Genomic DNA, 26,284 nt, shown 5'->3' on the forward strand with positions numbered 1-26,284 from the left:
ATTACCTTCAAATGCGGCCGTGACTTTGCGAGCCGCATTTGAGAGTTTCAGCACAATTTTTGGGAGGTGCTTAGCATGCGGAAAATTTATGTGTTCGATACGACACTGCGAGATGGAGAGCAGTCACCAGGTGTGAACCTCAACACGCGTGAGAAAGTGGAGATCGCTTACCAGTTAGAGAAGCTGGGAATTGATCGCATGGAAGCGGGTTTTCCTGCAGCTTCTCCAGGTGATCTAGCTTCTGTTAATGCGGTGGCAAGAGCTGTGAAGAACGTCACGGTAATCGGCCTTTCTCGTTCTAGAGAGACAGATATTGATGCTGTAAAAGAAGCACTACAGGGAGCGCAGGACCCTTGTATTCATATTTTTCTGGCTACATCTCCTATTCACCGCCAGCATAAGCTACGGATGGATAAGGCTCAGGTGCTGGAAACTGCACAGTCTGCTATCCGATACGCTAAAAAATATTTCCCTAAGCTCGAGTTTTCATTAGAAGACGCGGGCCGTACGGAGTATGATTTCATGGCTGAAATGGTCGGCATGGCTATCCGGGAAGGCGCTAATGTTGTTAATATCCCGGATACTGTAGGTTATTTGAATCCTTCGGAGTACGGAGCTATCTTTAAATATCTAAAAGAGAATGTGCCTGATATTGAACGCGTACAGCTTAGTGCCCATTGTCATAACGATCTTGGTATGGCTACAGCAAATACGTTGGCTGCGATTCAGAATGGTGCAGATCAGATCGAAGGAACGATCAACGGTATCGGTGAACGTGCCGGGAACACAGCGATTGAAGAAGTTGCGCTAGCGCTTGAGACACGGGCTGAATTTTTTGGTGCAAAAACATCGCTTACGTTATCTGAGATCTCTCGCACAAGCCGTCTGGTCAGCAAGCTGACAGGTATGGTGGTTCCAGGGAATAAAGCGATTGTAGGAGCTAACGCATTTGCTCATGAATCGGGTATTCACCAGGACGGGATGCTAAAAGAGAAAACTACCTACGAGATCATGACACCGGAGACTATTGGACTTAAAGAGAGCAAGCTGGTACTCGGCAAACACTCTGGACGGCACGCTTTCCGCGATAAGTTGAGTGATCTTGGGTATGATTTGTCCGAAGAAGAGCTGAACACCGCTTTTTCTAGATTTAAGGATTTGGCAGATAAGAAAAAAGAAGTATCAGATGAAGACATTTTGGCTTTGATTGAAGAGAAATTAATTGATACGCCAGAAGTCTTTAAGCTGCAAACGATGTTCGTTACTTATGGTAATGAAGCTGTTCCAACCGCCAAGGTTATCATTGCGGGTCCGGAAGACCAGCCGATTGTAGCTGAGGCCGAAGGTAATGGTTCAGTAGATGCCATCTACAATGCTATTGATAAAGCTACGAATGAGGAAGTTACCCTTGGAGATTATTCGATTAAATCGGTCTCCCGTGGTAAAGATGCGCAGGGTGAGGTTCATGTGGTGCTTTCGCAGGGAGAAGTAGCTGCACAAGGCCGTGGACTTAGCACCGATATTCTAGAAGCAAGTGCCCGCGCTTATATTGATGCGCTGAACAAGCTTCTGGAGAAGCGTAAGACTTACACCAAACGTGATCACGCTAGTCTATAAGATGTACAATGTTATTTTTATTTTCCACTAAGTAGTAAATACGACAGGGATATGCGAGTTATTGCGCATATCCCTGTTTTTTTTTGCAATAAAAAGATCTCCAAGACTGCAATAGGACGCTGTTCAGATTATGTATAGATGGACTATTTACAATAGTTGTTAGGTTGCAAATTTATATCATGAGAAAGAGTCAAGGAGGTTAATGCGGGGGAGTAGAGTACGGGATTCAAAGGATAAAGCTTAGGAAAAGCACGATAAACGGAGTGATAAAGGAGGCATTTTTAATAATGTTATCAAAAAAGAAAATTAGCGCATTGCTCGTAGTATTCTTGCTTGTGACGCAATGGGCTTACAGCTTTGGCTTTGGAGTCAATTCGCAGGCATATGCGAGTGGCAACGGTACTGTAATTGGAGATGACCTCATTACTAGTGTTACGCTTGCTGTATACACTGATGATAAATACACAAATACGGTTACAGAAAGCGTATATGAACTTGATTCCTATTCGGAATTGAACTATACATGGTCACTTCCAGATGGGCATGGATATAAGGATGGGTCCACCTATACCTTTGATCTTCCAACACAGTTTGAACTTTATAACGATCTGAATGGTGATCTTATTTTTGACGATGAGCCTGTAGGGACTTATACCGTCGACAAAAATACTAACCGCGTTGTATTTACATTTAATGCTTATATCGAAACTCACGATAAAGTGGGAGGGACTTTCTCCGTAAGGTCGCTTTTGAGCTCCAAGAAAATTACAGGCTCCACGAAGCAAACCCTGATTTTCCCGATACAAGGCGGTACTCAGACTATTGAGCTTAATTTTAAGCCGAAGGTTAGCTCTACTATAGAAAAAGACGGTTCGCCTAAGCCGCAGTATTATAACCCAACAAGCATCGCTTGGACGGTTGATGTGAATAAGGCACTGGAAAGCGTAAAAAATGCAGTTGTCACCGACACACTTCCTGCGGGATTATCACTGAATACGGTATCTATTGCTGTTTATGAACTTGATGTGAAGGTCGATGGGACTGTGAGTCTTGGCAATCTAGTGGACAGCAGCAAGTATGATGTGACAGGATCCACTTTGGGAGAGTTAAAGCTGAAATTTGCGGATAACCCGCTTACTAAGGCTTACCGGATTGGCTTCTCTACGGATATTACTGGTACTGGTGTAGATGCGAAAACCTTTTTGAATGAGGCAGTCTTAACAGGAGATAACGGATTTTCTAAAAAGGCTAGCACTACAGTTACAGTAGGACGTGGCAAACCACTATCGAAAGAGTCCATCAATTACGATGCAGCGAATCAGGTGATTTCCTGGGCTGTTAATTTCAATTACAATGAAAAAACAATTTTAGCGGCAAATGCTATTTTGAAGGATACATTCAATAACACCCAAGATCTAATTCTCAGCTCGGTTAAAGTTTATCCTGTAACGATCGACAGTAATGGCAACGGGGTTAAAAGCGCGGAAATCGCTTCAAGCGAATATACAATAACTCCAACAACTGCAACGGGATTAAATGGTTTTGATCTGAAATTTAACAATGATATAAATTCTGCCTACCGTATTGAATATCAGACAAAGGCAAATGGCAGAGTATTTGATGATGGCAAGATTACGAACAAAGTTACTTATGATGGAAAAACAGAAACGGGTTACAGTGATATCAAGCAGCAAATTCTCCATAAATATTATAGCAACGTTAATTATGCGACTAAGACCCTTGATTGGACTATCCAAATTAACGACGACAGCAAGACTATGGAAAATTTAGTGGTGACGGACACTTTTGGCAATGCCGGATTAAAGCTTGTTCCGGGTACATTAAAGGTTCAACCAACTAAAGGCGGAACTGCTACCGTCCATAGTGTTGTTTACAATGCGCATGATCCGGCTGCAGTAAACGATGGATTTGTGATTACTTTTAATGCGCCGATAAATGAGCCTTACACAATTACTTATACAACAAGCTTTAACTATGATTGGCTGGCTCCGGGCAAAACTCAATTCACTAATACAGGTGCACTCGATTGGAAAGAAACGGTTAATGGGGTGCAGGAGTCTAAGCATAAAGAAGCGACCGTAACCTTTAATCCAAGAGATGAGGTTAAAAACAATGGGAAGAAGAGTGGTTCCTACAATGCTGTAACTAAGGAAATCACTTGGAACATTGGGGCTAATTATAATCAGAAAACGTTAAACCAAGCTCAACTGGTTGATACCATTTCAGCTGGCCAAGTTGTAAATATGGATTCTGTGAAAGTGAATAAATGGGAGTATGGAAAGGATGGAAATCCTTCTCCTCAAGCTAGTGTGAATTCCGCGGACTATAAAGTGGAGCTGGATGGCAGTGAGCTGAAGGTGACATTTAATAAAACGATTAATTATGCGTTCTACGTCACTTTCAAAACAACGTTCGCGGATCAAGCGATTGATTCAAATGAAATTAAAAATACAGCTACGTTATATGACGGTGCGAAAGTAGAGTCCGCTAAACTGCAAGCTTCTGTTAATATCCCTCAGGGCGGGGAATACGTTAACAAAGAAGGTGCGCAGGATGGAAATAAAATACATTGGACGGTTTACATCAACCGTAACCAATCTTTTGTAAAAGAAGCGGTAATTACGGATATTCCAAGCGACAATCAAATCCTGCTGTCCAATACATTCCATGTCTACAAAACGAAAGTTGCAAGCAATGGGGATGTAACATCGACCAACCAAGAATTGGTGAGTGGTACAGATTATAAGCTGGAAATCACTACGGATAATGACGGAAAAGAAAGCTTTAAGCTTAGTTTCCTGAAGGATATTTCCGAAGCTTATATTTTGAAATATGACTCCCTGATCACAGCACAAAACAATGATAAGGTAACCAATAAGGTTAGTTTCGATGGTAAAAACATCAAGGTAGTTCCAGGTGTAAGCACCGAGGAAATTATCGTTAAGCTCTCTAGCGGCTCCGGCACAGGAAGCGGCGTAAGAGGACCGTTGACGATTACCAAAGTAGAAGACGGGAATACGAGTAAGGTGTTAAGTGGGGCCGTTTTTGATCTGTATCGGGTAGTTGATGCCGATAAGATCTGGATTAAGGAAGGCACTACGGATACAAACGGGATACTTGAATTTACCAAACTAACAGGTGGGAAATATATATTAATTGAGAAAACAGCGCCTGCTGGTTATGTTCTTGATCAAACACCACATGAAGTGACTATTTCTTCGACGACAGGGATAAGCCTTGAGGTAAAAAACAAAGTTCCGACACCAACAGCAACGCCTATACCGACTGTAACGCCCGCACCAACGGTAACACCAACGCCAGCGCCAACAGCAACACCAACGTCGACACCGACAGCAACACCAACGTCGACGCCGACAGCAACACCAACGTCGACGCCGACAGCAACACCAACGTCGACGCCGACAGCAACACCAACGTCGACGCCAACAGCAACACCAACGTCGACGCCAGAGGAACCGACAGGTCCTATCTGGACACCATCACCGACACCGGAAGTAGTCGTTACTTCTACACCAACAGCAACACCAGTTGTGGTGGCAACACCTTCGCCAACACCGATGGTAACGCCAGTGTCGACGGCAACGCCAACGGTTACGCCAACAGCTACTCCAAGCCAGCCTGTGGCAACTAGTACGCCTGTTGTTCCGCAGGTAACCCCACCTGTGCAGAAAGAGATTACCAATGAAGATGTTCCTATTGAAGGTGAAATTCCACTTGGGGGAGTGCCAAGCTTGGGAGATGAGCCGGGACATGGTAAAGTGACTATTACTAAGGATGGCAAATGGGTCTACACACCTGATCCGGGCTATATTGGTAAAGATAAGTTCACCATTATTGTTACAGATGAGAATGGAAATGAAGAAGAAATCCTCATAGAGATTGATGTGGAGGAAGTACCAAAGGGTACAGTTACTGAGCCGGGAAATAACAGCAATAAACCGACTCAGCTTCCGAAAACAGGAGAAGACAGCGCGTTTCCGATCTACTTGGCTGGTGGAAGTCTGGTGCTTTTAGGGTTTGTATTAACAAGACGATTCAAACGTAATAACTAGGAAGGTAATAATAAAGACACCCGGTTTTATCCGGGTGTCTTTATTATGTCTTGATAGGGTATTTAGCTCATCGCACTCTATGGTTAAGCTGTTCCCATTGCTCGTACCAGTGCTCAACGCTGGCTGGAAGATTAATGTTAAGCTCCTGATGGAATAAACCCTTTAGCAGCTTGTATTGCTCTTCCACAGCGGAACGTTCTCCAATGCTGTCGTAGACCTTCATTAATCCTAAATGCCCTTGTTCAAAATAAGGCTGTAACTGCACTACTCGTTGATAGACAGTAACGGCCTCGGCAATTCTGTTGCTTTCTATATAAAATTGGGCTATGCCCATTGCATGGTGCAACCAAATGGTACGAAGACGTTGCCGCTCACTTTCAGCCCATAAATAATCATAATCGTCATAGTAATCTCCAGAATAAAGCTCGAATAAAACTTGATGCTCCGCACAATTAACTTCACTGATGGTTTCCAGAGCCAGGATACCCTGTTCCCACTTATCTACATCAATCAACATTGATCCGGTTTCAAGGGTATAGCCTTCCCCCCCGCTAAGGTTGCTGATATGCAGGTCGACTTCATTCTGCTTTAAGCATTGCCGGACTTGATAAATTGTTGTATAGAGATGGGTAGAGGCCTTTTTCAGATTGAAGTCTGGCCACAGCAGTTCAATCAGCATGTCTTTACTTACGAAGCGGTTGCGATTATGGAGCAAAAAGGCAAATAACTCTTGGGCCTTAGAGGTTCTCCAACGCAGATTATTCAGAGATTGTCCGCCTCGTTCAAAACGAAGCGATTGAAGACAACGAATGGTTACCTCTTCTTTTGCAATTATGAGTTTTGGTGCAAGTGACAATCTTTCTTCTAACCGCTGGACAGCTTTCAATAGTCGGTCATTTCGCACAGGCTTCAAAATATAATCGAGCGCATTGATCTCAAAAGCCTCCACAGCATAATGGTTATACGCGGTAACGAAGATAATATTTGCATTTGGACAGGCCTCTTGGAGCATCTCCGCAGCTTGAAGACCATTAATTTCAGGCATTTCAATATCAATAAAAATAACGTCAGGATGATAAGACGGAGCCTCTTGAATGGCCTGTGAGGGGTCCGTATAGGAAGCGGCTATATGTAAAGATGGTATTTTTTTTAACATAAACTCTAATTTCACAAGGGCAAGCCGTTCATCGTCAACTAATATTGCCTGAATCATTATTAATCACCACTCAGATATAGTATTTTAGCCAAAATACGTCGAATCCTTACTTGATATTTCGGTTCACAATAGTTTGTCTGTTAATCAGAAAGTTTTCGAAGCGGATTTTTTTTGTCAGAAGGAATAATAAAACTCACAGAAGTTCCTTTCCCTTCGGAGCTTTTAATCTGCAGCCCTTTTCCGTAGACCCGCAACAGCCGTTTATGTGTATTTAAAAATCCGATTCCTCTTGCATCATTAGACGGATTGCTGAGCAACTGCTGGAGTTGTTCGTTTTTCATGCCTTGGCCATTGTCTGATATCGTGATTTCAATATCGCCAGCTTGTTCCTTGATGGTTATGGACACCGTTCCTCCTTGGGAGCGACTCAAAATACCGTGCCGGACAGCATTTTCAACCAGTGGCTGTATAGTCAGGGGCGGCAGCTGAAAATGCAAGCTTTCCTCATAATCCCAAAGAATGGTCATCCTATCTTCAAAGCGCTCCTTTTCTATGTAGAGGTAGGCATGAACAAGCTCAAGCTCTCGTTCAATCGGTATCATAGGCTCAGCATTCAGGAAATTGAAGCTTAAACGCAAATAAGAGCTGAAGGCATCCACAAGGTGACTCATTCTATTAATATCAAAAGAAGCCAGCGCGGATATTGAATTTAATGTGTTGAACAAGAAATGTGGTTGTATTTGCGCTTGAAGATAGGCAGCTTCCACACGAAGCCGTTCGTTTACGGACTGTTTTAGATCTGTTAAGGAGCGTACACGGGCCTTCAGCTCTATTGCATTCATAGGCTTCATTACATAGTCATTTGCACCTGAAATAAAACCGGTATAAATATCTTCCGCTTGGCCTCGTGCCGTCAGAAGCAGAATGGGAAGCTCAGCAATGGTGTAACGTTCACGAATTCTATGCGCCAGCTCATACCCGGACATTTGTGGCATCATTACATCTGTAATAATTAAATCCCACTGAACGGTATCCAGCAATAGTAAAGCATCGTTTCCGCTGGTCACCGTAACGATTTCATAGTCCTTGATGGAAAGTACGTTGGTAAGTATTTTTAGATTAACCGGATCATCATCTACAGCCAGAAGCTTTGGTCTCCTTCCATGGGCTGATGAAACGATACCCGGTGCGGTTAATTTGGATAAAGTGATCATAGATGGCGTGTCTGAGAATTCAGTCATAGAGGGCAGTTCTGAACTCAATACCCGGCTGGTTGAATCGTATAATGGCATTGTGAATGTAAAGGTAGTACCTTCTCCAAGTGTGGAGACTACACTTATTTTCCCGCCGTGAAGTTCAACTAACTGCTTGCTGGTGCTTAATCCAAGCCCGATGCCACCGCTAACTTCGTTCATGCTGGAATCGCCCTGTTCATAGGGCTGGAAAGCTCTGAGCAACGTCTCCTCGTTCATGCCAAGACCCGTATCCGTAATATGAATCTGCGCCGATTTTTTATGAATATCTGCATGGATTCTTATCGTGCCTACAGTCGTATATTTAACAGCATTTTGAAGCAGATTGAACAAGATCTGAATGAGTCTTTTTTCATCAGCCACAATAGAAGGGAATGAATCTGGTATTTCTGAGACTAAGGATAAAGATTTCCCTTCCGTTAAGAATTTGAACATATCAAGCACACCCACTGCGAAGGATTGGATCTTAAGTTCTCTGAGCTGCAATTGTATATTGCTTTCACGGAGCTGGGATTGATCCAGCAGATCGTCTACCAGAAGAGACATACGTCTTCCAACGGTAATGAGCAGTTTTAAATTCTCAGCATTTTGATGCGTTACAGTGTCACGCTCGCTGCCCAGGACAGTTTCGGCAATGTTAATGATACTGTACAGCGGATTTTTTAATTCATGTGAGGTGTTAGCCAAAAAAGCATCCTTTTGTGTAACACTTCTCTGCAGGCTGTGCGCCAGTTTTTCTGTCTCCTTAGTATTCCAGTGATATCGCTTAAATCCAAAAGTCGCAAAGCACAAAAAGGCGATAATTAGATCAAAAGGATAATAGGTAACGTTAACCCAGTTATAATTCTTGAACATTCCCCAAAGTGTGCTGTTAACGATGGCAAACATAGATAACAACAGGAAAATAGAGCCTTCGTAATTTTTAACAATAGATCTCAGAAAAAGAATTACGACACCTAATGCTAAAACTAATAAATTTATGCCGAAAATCAGTGTGTGAAATTCATAATAGTGAACAACGGGTCCAAATAATATGAACAGGATGTCTACTACGGACAGGATGGTTAGGATACGAATACTTTTTATTTTTAAATCCGTGAACAAAAGATGTTTGCTTGTCTGCAGGATAAAAATAAATACAGCAATATAAGAGATGTAAAATAGTTTGAAATTCCATTGATAGTTCAAGGGAAATACGTGCAATAGAAGCCTGTCATCATCTATGAGTACGGTAGTTATAGCGGATATTACCAGTAGAAAAAAATAGATCAACATCTTTTGCCGCAGCCCAATTATATATAAAATAACAGCATATACAGCGTGCAGTATTAGAACAACACATAATAGCAACTGTAGGCTAATAGAGAGCAGTCTTTCCTGTGTTAAAGCTTTTTCGCTGCCAAATACAATCGTTTTAGAAATTCCTCCCGTTTGGGAAAAGGAATAGTTGGCTACATGGATCACAATTTCAAGTTCACTTTTATCGGTTGTAAAGGATACTGAATAAGGCAGTATGTACGGAATATAGTGTTCTTTACTCTCAGCAGGAGTGCCAGAGCTGTCCAGCCGTTCACCGTTGATATACACTTCTGAAGAGGACCGAGCTCCGGAAATTAGAAGACTATAGGATTGCTTCTTATGATTATCTGTTAGGACACGTAGCCGATAGGAGCCGTAGCCATAAGCAGATTTATCGCTATCGCTAAGGGCATCTTTCCAGTTCCCCGGGACTTGTATATATTTTGCAGGAGCAGCAGTTACAGATTGTTCGTTGAATGAAGGAAGCAGCATACCCGGATAGAACTCCCACTGCCCATTTAAAATAAGGAGTTTGTCCTGATTCCATTGTTTATCCCGTAAATCCAACACACCATTGATCAGTGGTGGTTGTGTGGTGTGCGGAGAAATCTTTACCCATAGGATACGGAATCCAGTGAGTATAATAAGAAACAATGCGATAATTAAGAAGAGTTTTCTTTTAGTCATAGTAGTTAAACATTATTCGACAACAAACTATATATTCCTCTCTTCAGCCTATTTCAAAAAAACCAAAAAAATTTATGTATAGGTTGCAGGGGAGAACGATTGGTTGGCGTCTAACGTTATGAAGGTGAAGGAGGGGAGAAAGCTGGAAGAGGCAGAATGGATTGCTGCTGTGCTGAACGGTCAACATCAAGCCTTTGGGCATTTGGTGACACGTTACCAAGGCATGGTATACAGAGTATGTGTCAAAATCACAGGAGAAGCCGAATCGGCCAAAGATATGGCCCAGGAGGTTTTTATAAAAGCATATAAAGCGCTCCCCTCTTTCAGAGGACAATCCTCCTTCTCGACATGGCTGTATCGGATTGCCTACCGAACCTGTCTGGACTGGAAACGGGCCAACGATAGGGAGTGGAAGTACCGAAGTGCAGCTGATTACACAGAAAATGATTGGGTAACGTCTCAAACTCCGGAGCATGAGGTACTTGAGCAGGAAACATCAGCTGAATTAGGAGAGAATGTGAACAGTCTGGCGGAACCGTACCGGTCGGTCGTCCAGCTGTACTATTTTCAGCGCAATTCCTATCAAGAGATTGCAGAGCAAAAGGGAGTTTCCGTGAAAACAATCGAATCGCAGCTTTATCGAGCCAGACAGATGATGCGTAAACAAAGGGAGGAATGGCGATGAATTGTGCAATAGTGAAGGAATGGATGCCACATTATATAGACGGCCTACTGTCTCCAGAGATGGAGCTGAGTATCCGATTGCACATAGAGTCATGTCCTGATTGCGCAGAGTGGCTGGAGGAAGCCAAAGCAATGTCGGAGCTGTGGTCGGAAATGGATGCTGACAGAGAACAGTTGCAGGCGCAGATGGACTTCCCGGATCTCGCAGCAGATGTTATGACACATATTGAGCAGCTCGAAACAGGGCGCAGATCACGAGCGACTAAGGCAACCAATGTAAGACGTCGTTCTGCCCCAAAAACCTCATGGATTCATTATGGAGTGGCTGCTTGCCTCAGTTTGTTATTGTTGCAGTTTGGGGTATTTGAGAATTTGGCCTATGGCATTACCGAAATAAACGGCCATATGTCGAATTCAGTAACCCAGTGGTTTGGTGGCTTTGGGAGATAGTAATAAAATAATTGATCATCAATAGATGTTTAAATTGGCTAAAGTTTTGCTACCCAAATTTTAGGAGGATGTATTATGATTAAGAAGAGACGTTGGCTCACTTTTATGCTGGCTATGATACCTGGAGTAGGTCATTTGTACTTAGGCTTTAAAAAGCAGGGTTTACAGTTTATGATCGGGGCCTCCTTATGTATAATGTTTATTCCGTCCGAGCCCTTGATCTTCCCGTTTGCCCTGGCGGCGCTGTGGTTTTATCAGTTGTTTGATGCCCTGCAGAAGGCGGCTTGGATGAAAATAACTGCTGCTGAACACGAACGAATGATGTTTCATCCAGACAGCTTCGGAGCCCCTTGGACCATGGGTATGTCCTCTATGCCTGGATATCCACATGAAGAGATCAATCCAGCTTGGGTGGGAATCGGCTGTGTTGTTGCTGGGTTCCTTATGTTGGTAATCACAGCTTTCCCTACCCTTTGGGATATGCTGACTGAGATCAACATCGGCACGATCTTATTATCAGTGGGTCTGATTGCGTACGGACTGAAGATGTTAAGGAACAATACGAGAGCATAAGAAACGGGGATTTAACTATGGGGAGATGGAAAATAGGAAGTTTCACAGCAGCCTTGGGCTGCATTGCCCTTGGTGTCATTATCGTGATGGCTCAGTATGATATGATCAGCTATGAGGTGCTTGGTTTTTTATGGCCGGCGTTGTTGGTCTTATTCGGACTTGAGATGTTGATTAGACTTTTTATCAAATCCGATGTCAAAAGCCGTGTAAGCGGCTGGGCCATCCTGTTAATTATTGTGCTGATCGGAGCAAGTGGTGCTCAGACAGTAATGGCCGGAGGTTCACTCAGCAATCTGATCGGTAATACACATCTAACTCCGCTTAGTGGGAATGTGGAAGTGAAAGAGAATATTACGACGCTCAAAATCGTACTTCCAAGTGGAAAAGTAAAGGTTGAGGGTGTAGCTGGAGGCTCTTTGGATTATGAGGGAAGTTTACTGCTGCCTGGAAAATCGCAAAGTGATGCTGAAAGTGCATTAGAAAAGAAATGGAAGGTTAGTACTGAAGGAGATACACTGATTATGGAGCTCGATACCGATCATAATTGGTTCTCTAACATTCAGTTTGGATTCAATACCAAAAGTCCTTATTTAAATATAAGTGCACCCAATAACCTTGCTGTTGAGGTTGAGACAAGTGATGGCTCTATAGAAGCCTGGAATCTTAAGTCAGGTATAGAGGTTGAGACAAGTAATGGTGCATTAAATATTCATGATATTGTCGGCGAAGTGGATGCGCATACCAGCAATGGGTCACTATCCGTACAGAATATCCAAGGTGAAGTTGAACTTGTGAGCTCTAATGGAGCCATAGTATTGGATAACATTGATGGGGCGTTGTCAGCCAAGAGCAGCAACGGCAAAATTACTATAAACTCAGCAGTGACGGGAAACTGGAAATGTACATCCAGTAACGGAAAGATTATAGTGGGCTTGCCGGCCGTGTCGGATGCGAAGATTATTGCAGATACAAGCAATGGCTCGCTGAAGGGGAATGTACCCTGGGATCGGGACGGCGATAGCTATGGTACCGCTGTGCTTGGTAAAGCCACGTATACTGTGGATTTAAGCACGAGTAATGGAAGTGTGACCGTGGACACAGCTGAATAAGTATGAGTAAAAGGGAGCTGAGGCTTCAGCGAATGGATTCTGCTGAGGCCTCAGCTCCTTTTGTGATAGAACTTACCTACCAAGCATAGGCTTTAGGGGCTTCACCGCCGGGTCCAGGGAATATTTCATCTAGTCGTTTAAGCACAGCTTCATCTAGTACAATCTCAAGACTGCGCAGCGCACTCTCAAATTGCTCCAGTGTGCGGGGGCCGATAATAGGAGCTGTTACAGCAGGATTAGCCAGTAGCCAAGCAAGAGCGACATTATCCTGTGGTTCTCCCAGCTCCATACATAAGCTGGAAAAAGCCTCAAGCTGGCTCTTGTGCTGCTCTACACGATCTGCATTTCCGCCACTTCGGCTGCCCTCTATTTTTTTGAGTGCATTTCTTCCGAGAAGACCTCCATCGAGTGGACTCCAAGGAATAATACCTAGCCCCAGATGGCGAGCGGCTGGCAAAACTTCAAGTTCAGGAAGCCGACAGGTCAGACTGTATTTATGCTGCTCTGAGACTAGTCCAAGAAAACCACGAGCCTTTGCTTCTTGTTGTGCTATGGCGATATCCCAGCCTGCAAAGTTACTGGAACCGGCATAACCAATCTTGCCTTGACTCACAGCCAGCTCGAAAGCCCCCCAGAGCTCTTCCCAGGACGTACTGCGGTCTATATGATGCATCTGGTACAATTCAATATGATCGGTCTGAAGACGCTGCAGGGACCCTTCAAGATGGCGGCGAATGATATATGAGGATAATCCTTCTTCATCATTAGGACCATCAAGCTTATCATTCATGGCTCCATAAACTTTGGTGGCTAGTACAACCTTTTCCCGCCGCCCGCCGCCTTGTTTAAACCAGCGTCCGATAATGGTTTCAGTCAGGCCAGAATTTTCGCCCCAGCCGTAAATGTTAGCGGTATCAAAAAAATTAACACCTGCATCCAGTGCAGCGTCCATGATGCGGAAGGCTTCTTTTTCATCCGTCTGTGGGCCAAAATTCATCGTTCCTAGACATAGGCGACTGACCTTCATGCCGGATTTGCCAAGCTTTGTATAATGCACTTCGCATTCACTCCTTTGATAGATGACTTCATAGTAATTGTAAACATCTTCAGAACTAAGAGCAAATATGCTCAACATTTACGGTGGTGTTCTGATTCTCACTGTTTATAGGCTATACCTATCAGTTCAATAGAATCTATATCTTTGTCCTTTACGACTGGGTATGATACAACAATATAAAGAAGAACTATGTCTGTTAGAGCAGAAAACTTGAGGAGTGACTGAGATGAGTGAAGTTAAAAAAATCGCCGTTATCGCAGGGGACGGTATTGGACCAGAAGTTGTAGCAGAAGCGGAAAAAGTATTGAAAGTAACAGAAGAAGTATTCGGTTATGCCTTTGAAACAGAGCATGCATTATTTGGCGGTATCGCTATAGACGAGAAGGGCACTCCGCTGCCGGAAGATACACTTGAAATCTGTCGTAGCGCAGATGCTGTGTTATTGGGTGCTGTTGGTGGACCGAAATGGGATAATAATCCAAAGGAGCTTCGTCCTGAAACCGGACTGCTCGGAATTCGCAAAGCACTGGGGTTGTTCTCCAACCTGCGTCCAGCTGTCGTATTTGACTGTCTTAAGGATGCTTCGACTTTGAAGCCTGAAGTCCTGGAAGGCACAGATCTTATGGTAGTTCGCGAACTGACTGGCGGGATTTATTTCGGAGATAAATTGCGCCGTCAAGGAGAACATGGTGAAGAAGCTGTGGATACCTGTGTATATAACGTAATGGAAGTAGAACGAATTGTCCGCCAAGCTTTTGAAATTGCCGGCAAGCGCCGCAATAAACTGGCGAGTGTTGATAAAGCGAATGTACTTGAAACTTCACGTTTGTGGCGTGAGGTTGTGAATAAGATCGCTCCAGAATATCCGGAGGTAGAGGTAGAGCATGTACTGGTTGATAACTGCGCAATGCAGCTGCTGCGCCGTCCATCTAGCTTTGACGTTATCGTTACTGAGAACATGTTTGGTGATATCCTGAGCGACGAGGCTGCTATGCTGACAGGTTCTATCGGTATGCTTGCTTCGGCTTCGATGGGTGACGGCAACTATGGTCTCTACGAGCCCGTTCACGGCTCTGCTCCTGATATTGCCGGACAAGGGCTTGCGAACCCGATCGCAACAATCTTGTCGCTGGCCCTTATGTTCCGCTTAACCTTTGGTTATGAGGATGCTGCTGCTGCAATCGAAGCTGCAGTTGCTGCAGTATTGGATGCAGGGCACCGTACAAGTGATATCGCCGTGGATAAGAGCAAAGCGATCAGTACAACTGAAATGGGCGACCTGATTGTTGCAGCAATCCGCAAAGCCTAATCTTCTATTTATAATAATTATAAATAAATAATTGATCTAATCTTGACTTTGATTTTGTGCGATGATACCATTTGTTTAGTAGACAAGATATTATCGATTTCTGCAAATTTCAATATATTTCAGTATATTGAGAGATACAAATGGTACTTTTTCTTACATAATCAGAGGGAGGATTCTAGCAATGGCGGAACGTTTAGTAGGTAGACCGGCTCCCGATTTTACTATGGAAACCGTATCAGGTGATGGTAAGGATTTTGGTAAAGTAAGCTTGTCTGATTATCGTGGCAAATGGCTTGTATTCTTCTTCTATCCGCTTGATTTCACATTTGTATGTCCAACTGAAATCACAGCTCTCAGTGACGCAGCAGCACAGTTTGAAGCACTTGATACAGCGATTCTTGGCGCAAGCATCGATTCGATCCACAGCCACAAAGCTTGGATCAATACCCCTAAGGATTCTAATGGCCTGGGTCGTTTGAATTTCCCGCTTGCAGCTGATATTACGAAACAAGTCTCTAAAGACTATGGCATTCTGATTGAAGAAGAAGGTATCGCATTGCGTGGTTTGTTCATAATCGATCCTGAAGGCGAATTGAAATATCAAGTCGTTAACCACAATGATGTAGGCCGCAGCGTGGAAGAAACACTTCGTGTTCTGCAAGCCTTGCAATCTGGTGGTTTATGCCCAATGAACTGGAAGCCGGGAGATAAGAATCTGTAAATTTTAGACCGTTATCATAGTGATCCTTGATATTCTGATTTCTACCTCCTTGCAGAAAATTTTCTGTAAGGGGGTTTTTTGCTCCAAAAGATCTTGTATATCTAAATAGATTTGAAAATAGGCGCGAAAAGTTATATTATGTCCTCGAGTGGAGGAATCTCCATTGGGGTAATGTAATACAATAATAAACAATCAAAGGGTTATTTCTAAGGAGGGCGAACAAATATGAGCTTTTGCTGTGGAGCGAGTATGGTAGGAACAAAGGGGACCCTAAAACATTATCGCACGCAAGTCCATAATGTTCCCCTGCTTTTTTGTCCGGTATGTCATCGTGTGGAGGTTCACTACAAGGTCGAGAATGAATATGAGATCTTAGCGGAATATGCACATGGAGATGGTGTTACCGACGTGGACTTTCAGGACTATGTCATGGAAGACGAAACTGCAATATTCGAGAACGTCATTAACGTCGAGAGTGAAGATCCTCTAGCCGTTGTACGCAATCAGATCGATATGGCGCTTGACCTGCTAGCTGTAGCCAAACAGATTGAGGATACCAAGTGGGAACGGGAATTGAAAAAAAGGTTAGCTGTGATGAGTCAGCGCCGTCTACGCCTGCAACAAAAGGCATAAGTTTATTACTAATTTTTTGGGCATGCCCCATTTTTCCATGTAAGCCTCCGCAATCGCGGGGGCTTTTTAGCTTTTTATAATCCTTTTTAGTTTTTCGTGATCCTTTTTAGATTTTTTTAAATCATTTAGGCGAATAAATAGCGATAAATATAATTTGATGTGATGTTTCATATGTCTTTGGAATCATTTTATGAATTTTTTTACCATTCGACAGTTTCTCCGATTGCGTTGTCTAGTTCTCTTGGATATGATTGGAATATAATTGAACCGGTTGGAAAAAGTGCAACGATTACCGAATGTTCTGGCGGCTTCGTCATACACTCAAATACATAGTAATTTGATGTCGCTTAAGCGTCTTCGTCAAATGCAGTAAAAGGGGGAACTTCGTATCGTGATTAGCCAATATCAAGAAAGTCTTCTATTACCGGGAAGAACCTATCAAACTGGACCTGTGGATACTACATACGAGGATGTTCTAGAGAATATTGACAGCGGAATCATGCTTTTTGATGAAGAGGGAGTTATAAGTTTTGTAAATAAGCAAATGTACGGGATGCTTGAGCTTACCCGTCACTCTCTTGTGGGCTGCACATTTTCCCATCTGCTGTCTAATGTTCGACTGAGCCGTTCCAAGAAAAAACAAGTACTGCAGAGCTACAGAGAGATGGTATACAAAGGAAAATCAAATTATGAGTTTCTAGACGAGTATGGCCGTTACTGGAAGGTTACTTTATGCTGCGGAGAGCAAATGAAAGGCTGTTATTTGTTCACTGTCAAGGAAATCTCGGATTATAAGTTAATCGAACAAACGGCTTACCAGAACGATAGCTTGGCTATGCTAGGCAAATTATCCGCATCTATTGCCCATGAAATCCGGAATCCGTTGACCGCGATCCGGGGATTTATTCAACTGCTTCATCCATACTTGCATCAACTGGGGAAAGAGGAATATGCCAAGATTATATTGGCCGAGATCGATCGTGCGAACGATATTATCCATGAATTTCTGTCCTCCTCTAAGCCGTCAGTTCCGCAGGTGGGGATGATACCCGTGTCCGCATTGCTCAAGGAGGTTGTTCTCCTTACAGAGAGCGAAGCTTTAATGAAGGGCTGCCAGATCAATCTTCATCCTCTTCAAGAGGACATGGTGATTTCTGGCGATGTCAAACAGATGAAGCAAGTTGTGCTTAATATGATTAGAAATGCAATGGAGGCTGTAGCGGATCGAGAAGATGATTCGATGGGGAAAATCGAGGTTGGTGCCCGCAGAGAAGGCTCTGAGGTCCGTATGTTCATATCTGACAACGGTAAAGGAATGGATATTCGTACACTGGACAGGTTATTTAATCCTTTCTTTACTACCAAAGAGAATGGTACAGGATTGGGTCTTTCCGTAAGTGACCGCATCATCAAAAATCATGGCGGATGCATTTCTGTTAGCAGCAGAGTTAACGAGGGTACTCATTTTGTGATCTCTTTGCCATTAATCCATTAGAATAAGTAATAAGAGGCTGATCCCTGCGGATAATACAGATGCGGAGATCAGCCTTTGCTTATGTTACAATGGGTGTTGGTTTGGGGAAACAAATGGAGGGAATCACAATGAATATAGAATACAACAGTGGTGTTGCCAACAATGTGCAGGGTGATGCCCTTATCTTTATTATTTCTGAGTCTGAGGTCGAAAATGGAGGCTTTTCCGAGGGCTGGGATGACAGAATTCGCCTATTGGGAAAGGCAGGTTTATTTAAAGGCAAGCTTAATCAGACTTATGTACTACCTGCTGAGAATTCATCTGGTTGTCCTGTTGTTATTTTGGTTGGCAGGGGGGACCAACTTCTCACGACTGAGGATCTAAGGCAAATGGGGGCTCAGACAGCCCGTGCAGCACTTCGTTTGAAGGCGCTCAAGCTGGTATTTGAAGTGCCGGAAAAATTACAGGAGCTTACCGTAGAGAAGGATGTGACTTCTATTGCTTATGCGCTGACGGAGGGGCTAATGCTTGGTTCCTATCGTCGGGCTACCTATAAGCAGGTGCAGTCTTTTTATACAGGCCCAACAGCAGTTGTTTTCACTATAAAAGAGAAATTAGAGGGTACTGCCGGGCGGGATTGGACTCAAGGCATTCAGAAGGGGCTAGCTTTCGGTGAGGCCACGAATTTGGCGCGGAGCTTGACCAACATGCCTGGTAATCTATTGACCCCCTCAGACCTTGCTGTGGCCGCTATAGAGGTTGCTGAGCGATATGGCTTTCCTTCTGAGGTGCTGGATGAACGGGAAATTGAGCAAAAAGGAATGGGCGGATTGCTCGCAGTTGGAAAAGGAAGTGTAAACCCTCCACGAATGATCGTCATCCGTTATCAGGGGACAGGGAATTGGGATAACGTAGTGGGACTTGTAGGGAAGGGAGTTACCTTTGACACCGGCGGGATCTCCTTAAAAAGAGCACCAGGCATGGAAGAGCTGATTAGTGATATGGGAGGGGCAGCGGCTGTACTCGGAGTAATGGATGCGCTTGGCCGCTTACGTCCACGAATGAATGTCGTTATGGTTATTCCATCTGCTGAGAATATGCCATCGGCCAATGCTTTTAAGCCTGGAGATGTTATTACCTCCATGAGCGGACGAACGATAGAGGTGTTGAATACCGACGCTGAAGGCAGAATTGTCCTGGGAGATGCGCTGACTTATGCTCGGGAATGGGGAGCGAAACGTATTATCGATGTAGCTACGCTGACAGGCGCTGTGTTGTCCACTTTGGGAGATATAGCAACAGGTGCTGTGACTAATGATGAAGCGTTTCTGGAGCGATTTCTGGCCGCTTCAAGCTATTCAGGGGAAAAGGTCTGGCCGCTTCCGGCATACCCGGAATTTCGTGAGATGCTAAAGAGCGAGGTTGCCGATATCCGTAACACTGCTGGAAGATATGGTGGAGCTACTACAGGCGGATTATTTGTAGGTGAGTTTGCTGAGGGCTTGCCATGGATTCATCTAGACATTGCTGGCACTGCATATGTATCTAAAGAACGTGGAGTTAATCCTAAGGGAGCAACAGGTGTCATGGTTCGTTCTATCATTCAGTGGCTGCTGAGCGAAAGCGAGATCTAAACATCCGGGGAGCTGTCCGTTCTAAACAACAAGGGGTGTTCCCTAAACCAGAGTCTGGTTTAGGGAACACCCCTTTATTGAAATCCAAGAGCAGAAGCTTAAACAGTACCACTGGATTTTTTTGCCTTCGATTGGGAAGTGTAGGATTGAATGCCGTTCATAATTTTATCGCGAGTTCCCTTATTCTTCAGTAAATATACTGCTCCCAATGCGACTGTTGTAAATAATGTCTTTTTGGTATTCATAGGAATTACCTCCTTGGTATTGTCTGTAGTTGCTTATAACAAACATACCCGTTAGTTAAGGAGGCTAAACGATAAATCTCTATTTATTGCTCATTTTACAAGCTTACTTCTTGTTGTTAACCGGTGTTGAACAACAAGAAAGAGGGGAATCCATCGATGCTGCCGAGCAGCTTTTTCCTTTATCACAGCCTGCACAAGCGCCCTGCTTCCCCTTTTGCACATGTCGATAGATGGTCCAGCCAGAATAACCGAAAATTAAGGCGACAATCACAACATTTATCATAATGGTACCCCACTTTCATCATGAGAATCTTATAATTTACAAGTCTACGACCATCCTAATAACCGTCCGCCTTGAAAAATAATTAAAGATACGATATACGCCAGAACGAGAGAATACCCCATGGAGAAGAAGGTCCATTTCCAAGATGCTGTTTCTTTTTTGATCACCCCTACAGTAGCCAAACAAGGAATATAAAGCAGGATAAAGGCCATAAAGCTGATCGAACTCAATGGTGTGAAGACTTGAGAAATTTGATTTTCTAAACCAGCAGCATCTGGTGCATGATAGATGATATTCATGGTAGAGACTACGACCTCTTTTGCCAAAAAGCCCGGAACCAATGTAGAGCCAGCCTGCCATGTTCCGAAACCAAGCGGTGCCAGTAGCGGTGCGATCATACCTCCAAACTTAGCCAGGAAGCTGTGATCCATGTCCACATCAAACCCGCCAGGACCCGCATAAGACATAAACCAAATAATTGCTGAGCCTGCAAGAATAATAGTTCCAGCTTTTCGCAGGAACCCCTTGCCCTTTTCCCAAGTGCTGCGCGATAAGGTCTTGATCTGCGGCATACGATAAGGTGGAAGCTCGATCATGAAAACTGAGGATTCATTTTTGAATAAATATTTAGAGAATACCTTACAAAGAATCAGCGCAAACACAATACCCATCACATACATGGACAGAACTGCTACGGCCTCTTGCGCCGGGAAAAATACTGCTGCGAATAAAGCGTAAACAGGCAGTCTCGCAGAACAGGACATCAGTGGCATTAGCAAGGTGGTCAGCATTCGGTCTTTGGGCTGTTCGATGCTGCGCGCCGCCATTATGGCAGGTACATTGCAGCCGAAGCCAATGATGAATGGAATAAATGCTTTTCCGTTTAGTCCCATACGTTCCATCGTGCTGTCCATTAATAAGCAAACCCGAGCCATGTATCCTGAATCCTCCAAGAAGGAAATGATCAGGAAGAGAATGAAGATTTGCGGGACAAAGACGAGGACGCCCCCTACACCGCTAATTAATCCATCGACGATCAGGGCATGCGTGAAGCTGGATGCTCCAAGCGTCTGTAGCAGGGAATTGGCTCCATCACTAATCGGTCCGGAGATCAGGCCATCGAGGAGATCTGATAGAGGTCCGCCAACCCAGTCAAATGTGGTCTTAAAGAGAGCATACATAAAGAAGATAAATAAGGGCAGTCCTAGAAAACGATGCGTCAATATGGAATCTAATCTTTCTGTTAAGTTATGAGGCTTCTGCGTTGTTGTATCAAGTACAACCTCACAAATGGAGTGAATATATTCCATCCGCTGTGAGCGAATCCATTGGGGGAGCGTCAGGGCCAGCTTTTTGATCTGTAGCTCACTCTGACAGGATTCACAGATGTTTAGCAGGCGAGAGGTGTCCATACGTGTCTTTAGAAAATGAAGAATAACCGGATTCTGCTCCATAAGCTGTAGAGAAATCCAGCGGTGATTGGGTAAGTCCTTGATAGGAAGTAATTCCTTTTCTATAGAAGATATCGCATGCTCTACAATCTCACCATAGTTCAACTTGAACTTTACAGCGGGAATCGCAGAGGATTTCTCTAAAATACTGAGGACTTGTGCGCAGCCTTTTCCCGTTCTTGCAACAAGCGGGAGGACAGTTATACCCAGTCGTGATTGTAAGACTTCATGATTGATGCGAATTCCACGTGCATTGGCGACGTCAATCATATTCAGTCCGAGTAAGGTAGGTTTGCCATACTCAAGTAATTGAAGCGTGAGCAGCAGATTTCGTTCCAGCTGTGAAGCATCCACGATATTAATTAAGGCTTCAGGAGATTCTTCTATTAAATACTGGGCAGCAACTCCCTCATCACGTGAGAGTGGGTGCAAGGAATAGATGCCCGGCAAATCAATGAGCTTGCCAGCGCCGTTCTTCAGGCTGCCGATCTTCTTTTCTACCGTTACCCCTGACCAGTTACCAACATATTCGTATGAGGAGGTCAATGTATTGAAGAGAGAGGTTTTACCTGTATTGGGGTTACCTACAAGTGCTATTGAACTCAAGACACGTTCACCTCAATCAATGAAGCTTCCTTCCGGCGGATGGCGAACAGTTGTCCATTGCATTCCAAGGTAATAGGTCCTAAAAAAGGTCCTTTTCCTTTCAGGCGAATGCTCACACCCTCGGACACTCCAAGATCAGCCAGACGACGACGCAGGATGGGGTTGATTCCTTCTATTTTATGAATATATCCGGTCGAACCCGGTTGTAGTCGCAGTAATGAGCAAGAGGTAGAAGCCATTTTTATCCCTCCAAAAGAGACTGATAATCAATCTCAATGATTTTCTTGTAATGTAGCATTTTTAGGGCTTATTTACTGTGATCATTGTCGCTGACACGATGTGGTAATAGCATTAAAGAGAAGAAGATGAAATTCCTTTACATTTTATTCTTCATTAAAGTATGATTATACGATATAAATTGCATAGTAAAGCTATATTCGCGGTTATAATGATTGCAATAGTTGAAGGGAGATAATTATGAAGACTAATCAATGTAAGATTGTTGACTGCACCATCCGAGATGGGGGCCTAGTGAACAACTGGGATTTCAGTGTGGAATTTGTACAAAACTTATATGCCGGCTTGAATGAAGCTGGTGTTGATTATATGGAAATCGGTTATAAAAATTCACCAAAATTGCTCAAAGGAGCAGAGGGTGCCGGACCATGGCGTTTTCTGGACGATGATTTCCTGCGTAAAGTGATTCCGCAAAAAGGTCACACCAAGCTATCTGCTTTGGTTGATATCGGCCGCGTGGATGAGAATGATATTTTGCCTCGCAGCGAAAGTATGCTGGATTTGATTCGTGTGGCATGCTACAGCAAAGATGTAGAGAAAGCCTTGCAATTGGTACAAACTTTCCATGATCTAGGCTATGAGACAACGATCAACATTATGGCTTTGTCTAATGTTATGGAGAATGAATTGTTGGAAGCTTTTGAAATGATCCGTGAGAGCGTTGTTGATGTGGTATATATTGTAGATTCATACGGCAGCTTGGATCACAATGACATGAATTATCTGGTTGAGAAGTTCAAGACACATCTGCCAAACAAACGTCTAGGCGTACATACTCACAATAATCTTCAGTTGGCGTTCTCCAACACGTTGATTGCTGCTGAGAATGGTGTAGAGTTACTGGATGCTTCTTGTTATGGAATGGGACGAGCTGCAGGAAATTGCCCTACAGAGCTGTTAGTAACTCATTTGAAGAATACACGTTACTCCTTGCGCCCTGTGCTTGATATTATTGAACGCCTGATGATTCCTTTGCGTGAGAAAGAGGAGTGGGGCTATATCATTCCTTATATGATCACAGGTACACTTGATGAGCATCCACGTTCAGCAATGGCACTTCGTGCATCTGCAGACAAGGATAAATCCGTTGATTTTTTTGATAAGCTTACAACACCAGAAGTAACCTTTGGTGACAAATAAACTTGAGTTTCTTAGAAGCACTGAACCCTTTCGTAGGGGGAAGTGCTTTTTTGGTTGCCTGCTAGCAGAAAATGGTTTATATTTATGCAAGATTTATGAATATATAACTTATAAACGCGCCTTCCATTTGAATGCCCATAAAAGAAATGTAACTTAAAAGTCCTATCCCGCCGATATTTATACATAGGACATAACTATACTTGAATGTTAATTAATAGATATTATTTTCAGACGCGAGGGACTTATGAGACAAGAAGAGAAAAAGACAATTCAAGCAGCTGCTGTAGGCGCCTTGCTGTTCCTTTTAATTCAAATTTTCCATACATCGCTTAACCGATTGGACGATTGGGATATTATTTCTTCTCTCTATCTCATTGTCGGCTGCTGTAATGTTGCTTTTGGATTTGCAATATTTGCACAGGGCTGGTTATTCTTCTCTAGCAGATTATCTAAAGGAAGATTATATGCCGCTGCTCTTTTTGGTGGAATATGTATTATTGATTTCTTGCATACACTGGGTTTTGTCGGCGTCCCGTTGATTTCATCATTCATAACTTTTGAAGAATCGTTGTGGCTGCGAACCCTCTCACGACTAATCAGCGGTTTAGGAATGTTGTTTATTTTTAGCAGGGAAGATAAGCCCGTGTCTGTCTCTGAAAAAAGAAAATTGTTTAGAATAGCCTTCATGTTGATTGTGCTTTCCATTGTTTTGTTTATTTTCAGCCACTCGGCATTGCCTCAGTTATTAACTAAGCCTTGGATGAATCCATTGAAGCAGATTGCTGATTTAGCAGTTCTTTTTGTTTACTTGGCAGGTGTTGCGGTTATTGTATTTCCTGAAAAAAGTGAAAAGTCAGCCTCACTGCTTATTATTATTCGAGCACTTATCTTTTTCTCTTTGGGCCAAGCCTTTTTTATGAGTCCATTCAGTAGTGGCAATATAGATGATCTTTTTGGAATGGTGTGTAGCGGAGTTGCTTACTACTTGCTGCTTACCGGAGTATATCGTCTGACGATTGAAGAACCTTTTTACGAAAAGCAGTTGGCTGAGGAGCGGATCAATTATTTAGCCTATCATGATGATTTAACGGGACTTCCCAATAGACGTCGTCTGACGCAGCGTGTAGAAGAGATGATTATTGCTGGAGAGAAGAAAACGAGCGATAAATTCTCAGCGTTAGCTATTATGAATATTAATCATTTCAAGAATATAAATGACTCCCTGGGCCATTTTGCCGGAGACCATTTATTGAAGCTGGTGTCTGAGCGGCTTGTGAATGAGGCCAAATCTACTGAAGAGCTTTATAGTATGGGGGCGGATGAGTTCGCTTTTCTTATGATGGAGAGAGCAAGTCTTGGAGAATGTTTGGTACGAGCTACGGAGCTGCATCGATTGTTTGAGGTACCAATTGCCTTAGAGTCGGGGGAGTACCATATTTCGCTTAGTATGGGGTTAAGTATTTATCCCGGTGACGGTGAAACTGCGGAACATCTAATTCAGAATGCTGATACGGCTGTACATAATGCCAAGGAACAGGGAGTGGAGATTCGCCGGTATATCCCAGCTATGCAGATGAAAGCAAAGGAACGTCTAAAGCTGGAAAATGACCTCCGCAGAGCGCTTGAACGCAATGAATTCTTTCTGGTGTATCAGCCAAAGGTTTTGCTGGAGACGGAAGAGATCGTAGGAATGGAAGCTCTGCTCCGCTGGAATCATCCGAAACGTGGTCTGGTCTCTCCGGCGGAATTTATCCCGTTAGCTGAGGAGAGTGGACTTATTGTTCCGATTGGGGAATGGGTACTCAAAACAGCTTGTCTGCAGAATAAAAAATGGCAGCTGGCCGGCTATGTGCCGATTTGCGTCTCCATCAACCTATCTATGCGGCAATTCCTTCAGCCTAATCTAGCAGGGAGGATTCATACCATCTTAACCGACATTGGATTAGATCCATGTTATGTCGACCTTGAGATTACTGAGAGTATGACCTTGGATAAAGAAACAGCCTTTGATCAGCTGAAGCGTCTGAAAGAGCTTGGTGTCTTCATCAGTATTGATGATTTTGGTACAGGCTACAGCTCCCTGCATTATCTAAAGAACATGCCGATCGACAGATTGAAAATCGACAGGTCGTTCGTATCAGAGGTTATGGAGGACAGCAACAATGCTGCTATAGTCTCTACAATCACTTCTATGGCGCATCATTTGAAGCTGAAGGTTACAGCTGAGGGTGTTGAGAACAAGGAGCAGCTGCAGTTTTTGCGTGAGCAGCATTGTCATGAAGCTCAAGGATTTCTGTTCAGCAAACCTATTCAACCAGCAGAGTTTGAGGCGATATTTTTAAAAAAGGCACCCCTCGGCGCTTCCCTGTAAACTAAAAAAATGTTGATTTTTACTTGTAGAGATGATACAATAACTCTTGTATTCACTTTCTAGTGCGGGTGTAGTTCAATGGTAGAACTTCAGCCTTCCAAGCTGATAGCGTGGGTTCGATTCCCATCACCCGCTCCATAA

The 26,284-nt window shown here is 43.6% G+C and carries 20 protein-coding genes and 1 tRNA gene; 14 read left to right on the forward strand and 7 right to left on the reverse strand.

Annotated elements, in window-relative coordinates; genetic code table 11:
- The first annotated feature begins 75 nt into the window (after nucleotides 1-75).
- Together NST58_RS07400 and NST58_RS07405 are read left to right on the forward strand one after the other, a co-directional pair.
- Nucleotides 76-1,617 (forward strand): 2-isopropylmalate synthase, encoded by a 1,542-nt coding sequence (locus tag NST58_RS07400; RefSeq protein ID WP_038569217.1) that lies wholly within the window; start codon nucleotides 76-78, stop codon nucleotides 1,615-1,617.
- A gap of 287 nt (nucleotides 1,618-1,904) precedes the next feature.
- A complete protein-coding gene (locus NST58_RS07405) occupies nucleotides 1,905-5,711 on the forward strand; it encodes a collagen binding domain-containing protein (RefSeq protein ID WP_339247078.1) in 3,807 nt (1,268 codons plus the stop codon).
- 67 nt (nucleotides 5,712-5,778) lie between these two features.
- On the opposite strand, the gene NST58_RS07410 is transcribed toward NST58_RS07405, so the two are convergent.
- Both NST58_RS07410 and NST58_RS07415 read right to left on the reverse strand, forming a co-directional pair.
- Nucleotides 5,779-6,924 (reverse strand): response regulator, encoded by a 1,146-nt coding sequence (locus tag NST58_RS07410; RefSeq protein ID WP_076302180.1) that lies wholly within the window; start codon nucleotides 6,922-6,924, stop codon nucleotides 5,779-5,781.
- A gap of 83 nt (nucleotides 6,925-7,007) precedes the next feature.
- Nucleotides 7,008-10,106, reverse strand: a complete 3,099-nt coding sequence (locus tag NST58_RS07415) for an ATP-binding protein (protein WP_339247082.1) — start codon at nucleotides 10,104-10,106, stop codon at nucleotides 7,008-7,010.
- A 103-nt stretch (nucleotides 10,107-10,209) separates the two neighbouring features.
- On the opposite strand from NST58_RS07415, the gene NST58_RS07420 reads away from it, so the two are divergent.
- The 4 genes from NST58_RS07420 to NST58_RS07435 all read left to right on the forward strand — a co-directional run bounded on the left by NST58_RS07420 (nucleotide 10,210) and on the right by NST58_RS07435 (nucleotide 12,922).
- The gene (locus tag NST58_RS07420; RefSeq protein ID WP_076125482.1) at nucleotides 10,210-10,791 is read left to right on the forward strand and encodes an RNA polymerase sigma factor; all 582 of its coding nucleotides are present in this window, start codon (nucleotides 10,210-10,212) and stop codon (nucleotides 10,789-10,791) included.
- Entirely contained in the window at nucleotides 10,788-11,240 is a 453-nt protein-coding gene (locus tag NST58_RS07425; protein ID WP_038569222.1) for a zf-HC2 domain-containing protein, read from the forward strand. The genes NST58_RS07420 and NST58_RS07425 overlap by 4 nt, the downstream gene beginning before the upstream one ends.
- 75 nt (nucleotides 11,241-11,315) lie before the next feature.
- Nucleotides 11,316-11,813: a hypothetical protein gene (locus tag NST58_RS07430; protein WP_076125480.1), complete on the forward strand. Its 498-nt coding sequence runs from the start codon at nucleotides 11,316-11,318 to the stop codon at nucleotides 11,811-11,813.
- A gap of 17 nt (nucleotides 11,814-11,830) precedes the next feature.
- Nucleotides 11,831-12,922, forward strand: a complete 1,092-nt coding sequence (locus tag NST58_RS07435) for a DUF5668 domain-containing protein (RefSeq protein WP_248547821.1) — start codon at nucleotides 11,831-11,833, stop codon at nucleotides 12,920-12,922.
- 76 nt (nucleotides 12,923-12,998) lie between these two features.
- Here NST58_RS07435 and NST58_RS07440 read toward each other — a convergent pair whose 3' ends face one another.
- The gene (locus tag NST58_RS07440) at nucleotides 12,999-13,979 is read right to left on the reverse strand and encodes an aldo/keto reductase (RefSeq protein ID WP_339247086.1); all 981 of its coding nucleotides are present in this window, start codon (nucleotides 13,977-13,979) and stop codon (nucleotides 12,999-13,001) included.
- A gap of 226 nt (nucleotides 13,980-14,205) precedes the next feature.
- Between NST58_RS07440 and leuB the strand changes: the two genes are divergently transcribed.
- The 5 genes from leuB to NST58_RS07465 all read left to right on the forward strand — a co-directional run bounded on the left by leuB (nucleotide 14,206) and on the right by NST58_RS07465 (nucleotide 19,750).
- On the forward strand, nucleotides 14,206-15,288 hold the full coding sequence (gene leuB, locus NST58_RS07445) for a 3-isopropylmalate dehydrogenase (protein ID WP_036680106.1): 1,083 nt from the start codon (nucleotides 14,206-14,208) through the stop codon (nucleotides 15,286-15,288).
- Between the two features lie 181 nt (nucleotides 15,289-15,469).
- The gene (locus NST58_RS07450) at nucleotides 15,470-16,009 is read left to right on the forward strand and encodes a peroxiredoxin (protein ID WP_036680102.1); all 540 of its coding nucleotides are present in this window, start codon (nucleotides 15,470-15,472) and stop codon (nucleotides 16,007-16,009) included.
- A 225-nt stretch (nucleotides 16,010-16,234) separates the two neighbouring features.
- Nucleotides 16,235-16,642 carry a hypothetical protein gene (locus NST58_RS07455; protein WP_036680100.1) on the forward strand — a complete coding sequence of 136 codons (408 nt, stop codon included), beginning with the start codon at nucleotides 16,235-16,237 and terminating at the stop codon, nucleotides 16,640-16,642.
- 391 nt (nucleotides 16,643-17,033) lie between these two features.
- The gene (locus tag NST58_RS07460) at nucleotides 17,034-18,137 is read left to right on the forward strand and encodes an ATP-binding protein (RefSeq protein WP_036680098.1); all 1,104 of its coding nucleotides are present in this window, start codon (nucleotides 17,034-17,036) and stop codon (nucleotides 18,135-18,137) included.
- A 107-nt stretch (nucleotides 18,138-18,244) separates the two neighbouring features.
- The gene (locus NST58_RS07465) at nucleotides 18,245-19,750 is read left to right on the forward strand and encodes a leucyl aminopeptidase (protein ID WP_339247089.1); all 1,506 of its coding nucleotides are present in this window, start codon (nucleotides 18,245-18,247) and stop codon (nucleotides 19,748-19,750) included.
- A 98-nt stretch (nucleotides 19,751-19,848) separates the two neighbouring features.
- On the opposite strand, the gene NST58_RS07470 is transcribed toward NST58_RS07465, so the two are convergent.
- From NST58_RS07470 to NST58_RS07485, 4 genes are all read right to left on the reverse strand, one after another.
- Nucleotides 19,849-19,995, reverse strand: coding sequence for a hypothetical protein (locus tag NST58_RS07470; RefSeq protein ID WP_172628785.1), 147 nt, complete (start codon nucleotides 19,993-19,995; stop codon nucleotides 19,849-19,851).
- A 103-nt stretch (nucleotides 19,996-20,098) separates the two neighbouring features.
- The gene (locus NST58_RS07475) at nucleotides 20,099-20,278 is read right to left on the reverse strand and encodes a FeoB-associated Cys-rich membrane protein (RefSeq protein WP_038569228.1); all 180 of its coding nucleotides are present in this window, start codon (nucleotides 20,276-20,278) and stop codon (nucleotides 20,099-20,101) included.
- A 44-nt stretch (nucleotides 20,279-20,322) separates the two neighbouring features.
- Nucleotides 20,323-22,335, reverse strand: coding sequence for a ferrous iron transport protein B (gene feoB, locus NST58_RS07480; protein WP_076302178.1), 2,013 nt, complete (start codon nucleotides 22,333-22,335; stop codon nucleotides 20,323-20,325).
- Nucleotides 22,332-22,574: a FeoA family protein gene (locus NST58_RS07485; RefSeq protein WP_036680093.1), complete on the reverse strand. Its 243-nt coding sequence runs from the start codon at nucleotides 22,572-22,574 to the stop codon at nucleotides 22,332-22,334. Before NST58_RS07485 ends, feoB begins: the two co-directional genes overlap by 4 nt.
- A 238-nt stretch (nucleotides 22,575-22,812) precedes the next feature.
- Between NST58_RS07485 and NST58_RS07490 the strand changes: the two genes are divergently transcribed.
- The 3 genes from NST58_RS07490 (at nucleotide 22,813) to NST58_RS07500 (ending at nucleotide 26,281) form a co-directional block, all read left to right on the forward strand.
- Nucleotides 22,813-23,772 carry an aldolase catalytic domain-containing protein gene (locus NST58_RS07490; RefSeq protein ID WP_170914180.1) on the forward strand — a complete coding sequence of 320 codons (960 nt, stop codon included), beginning with the start codon at nucleotides 22,813-22,815 and terminating at the stop codon, nucleotides 23,770-23,772.
- A gap of 244 nt (nucleotides 23,773-24,016) precedes the next feature.
- Nucleotides 24,017-26,143, forward strand: coding sequence for an EAL domain-containing protein (locus NST58_RS07495; protein WP_076192986.1), 2,127 nt, complete (start codon nucleotides 24,017-24,019; stop codon nucleotides 26,141-26,143).
- A gap of 64 nt (nucleotides 26,144-26,207) precedes the next feature.
- Nucleotides 26,208-26,281 (forward strand) — tRNA-Gly (locus NST58_RS07500).
- Nucleotides 26,282-26,284: the final 3 nt, after the last annotated feature.

The organism is Paenibacillus sp. FSL R10-2796, from assembly GCF_037965315.1.
Lineage (GTDB): Bacteria > Bacillota > Bacilli > Paenibacillales > Paenibacillaceae > Paenibacillus_AQ > Paenibacillus_AQ odorifer.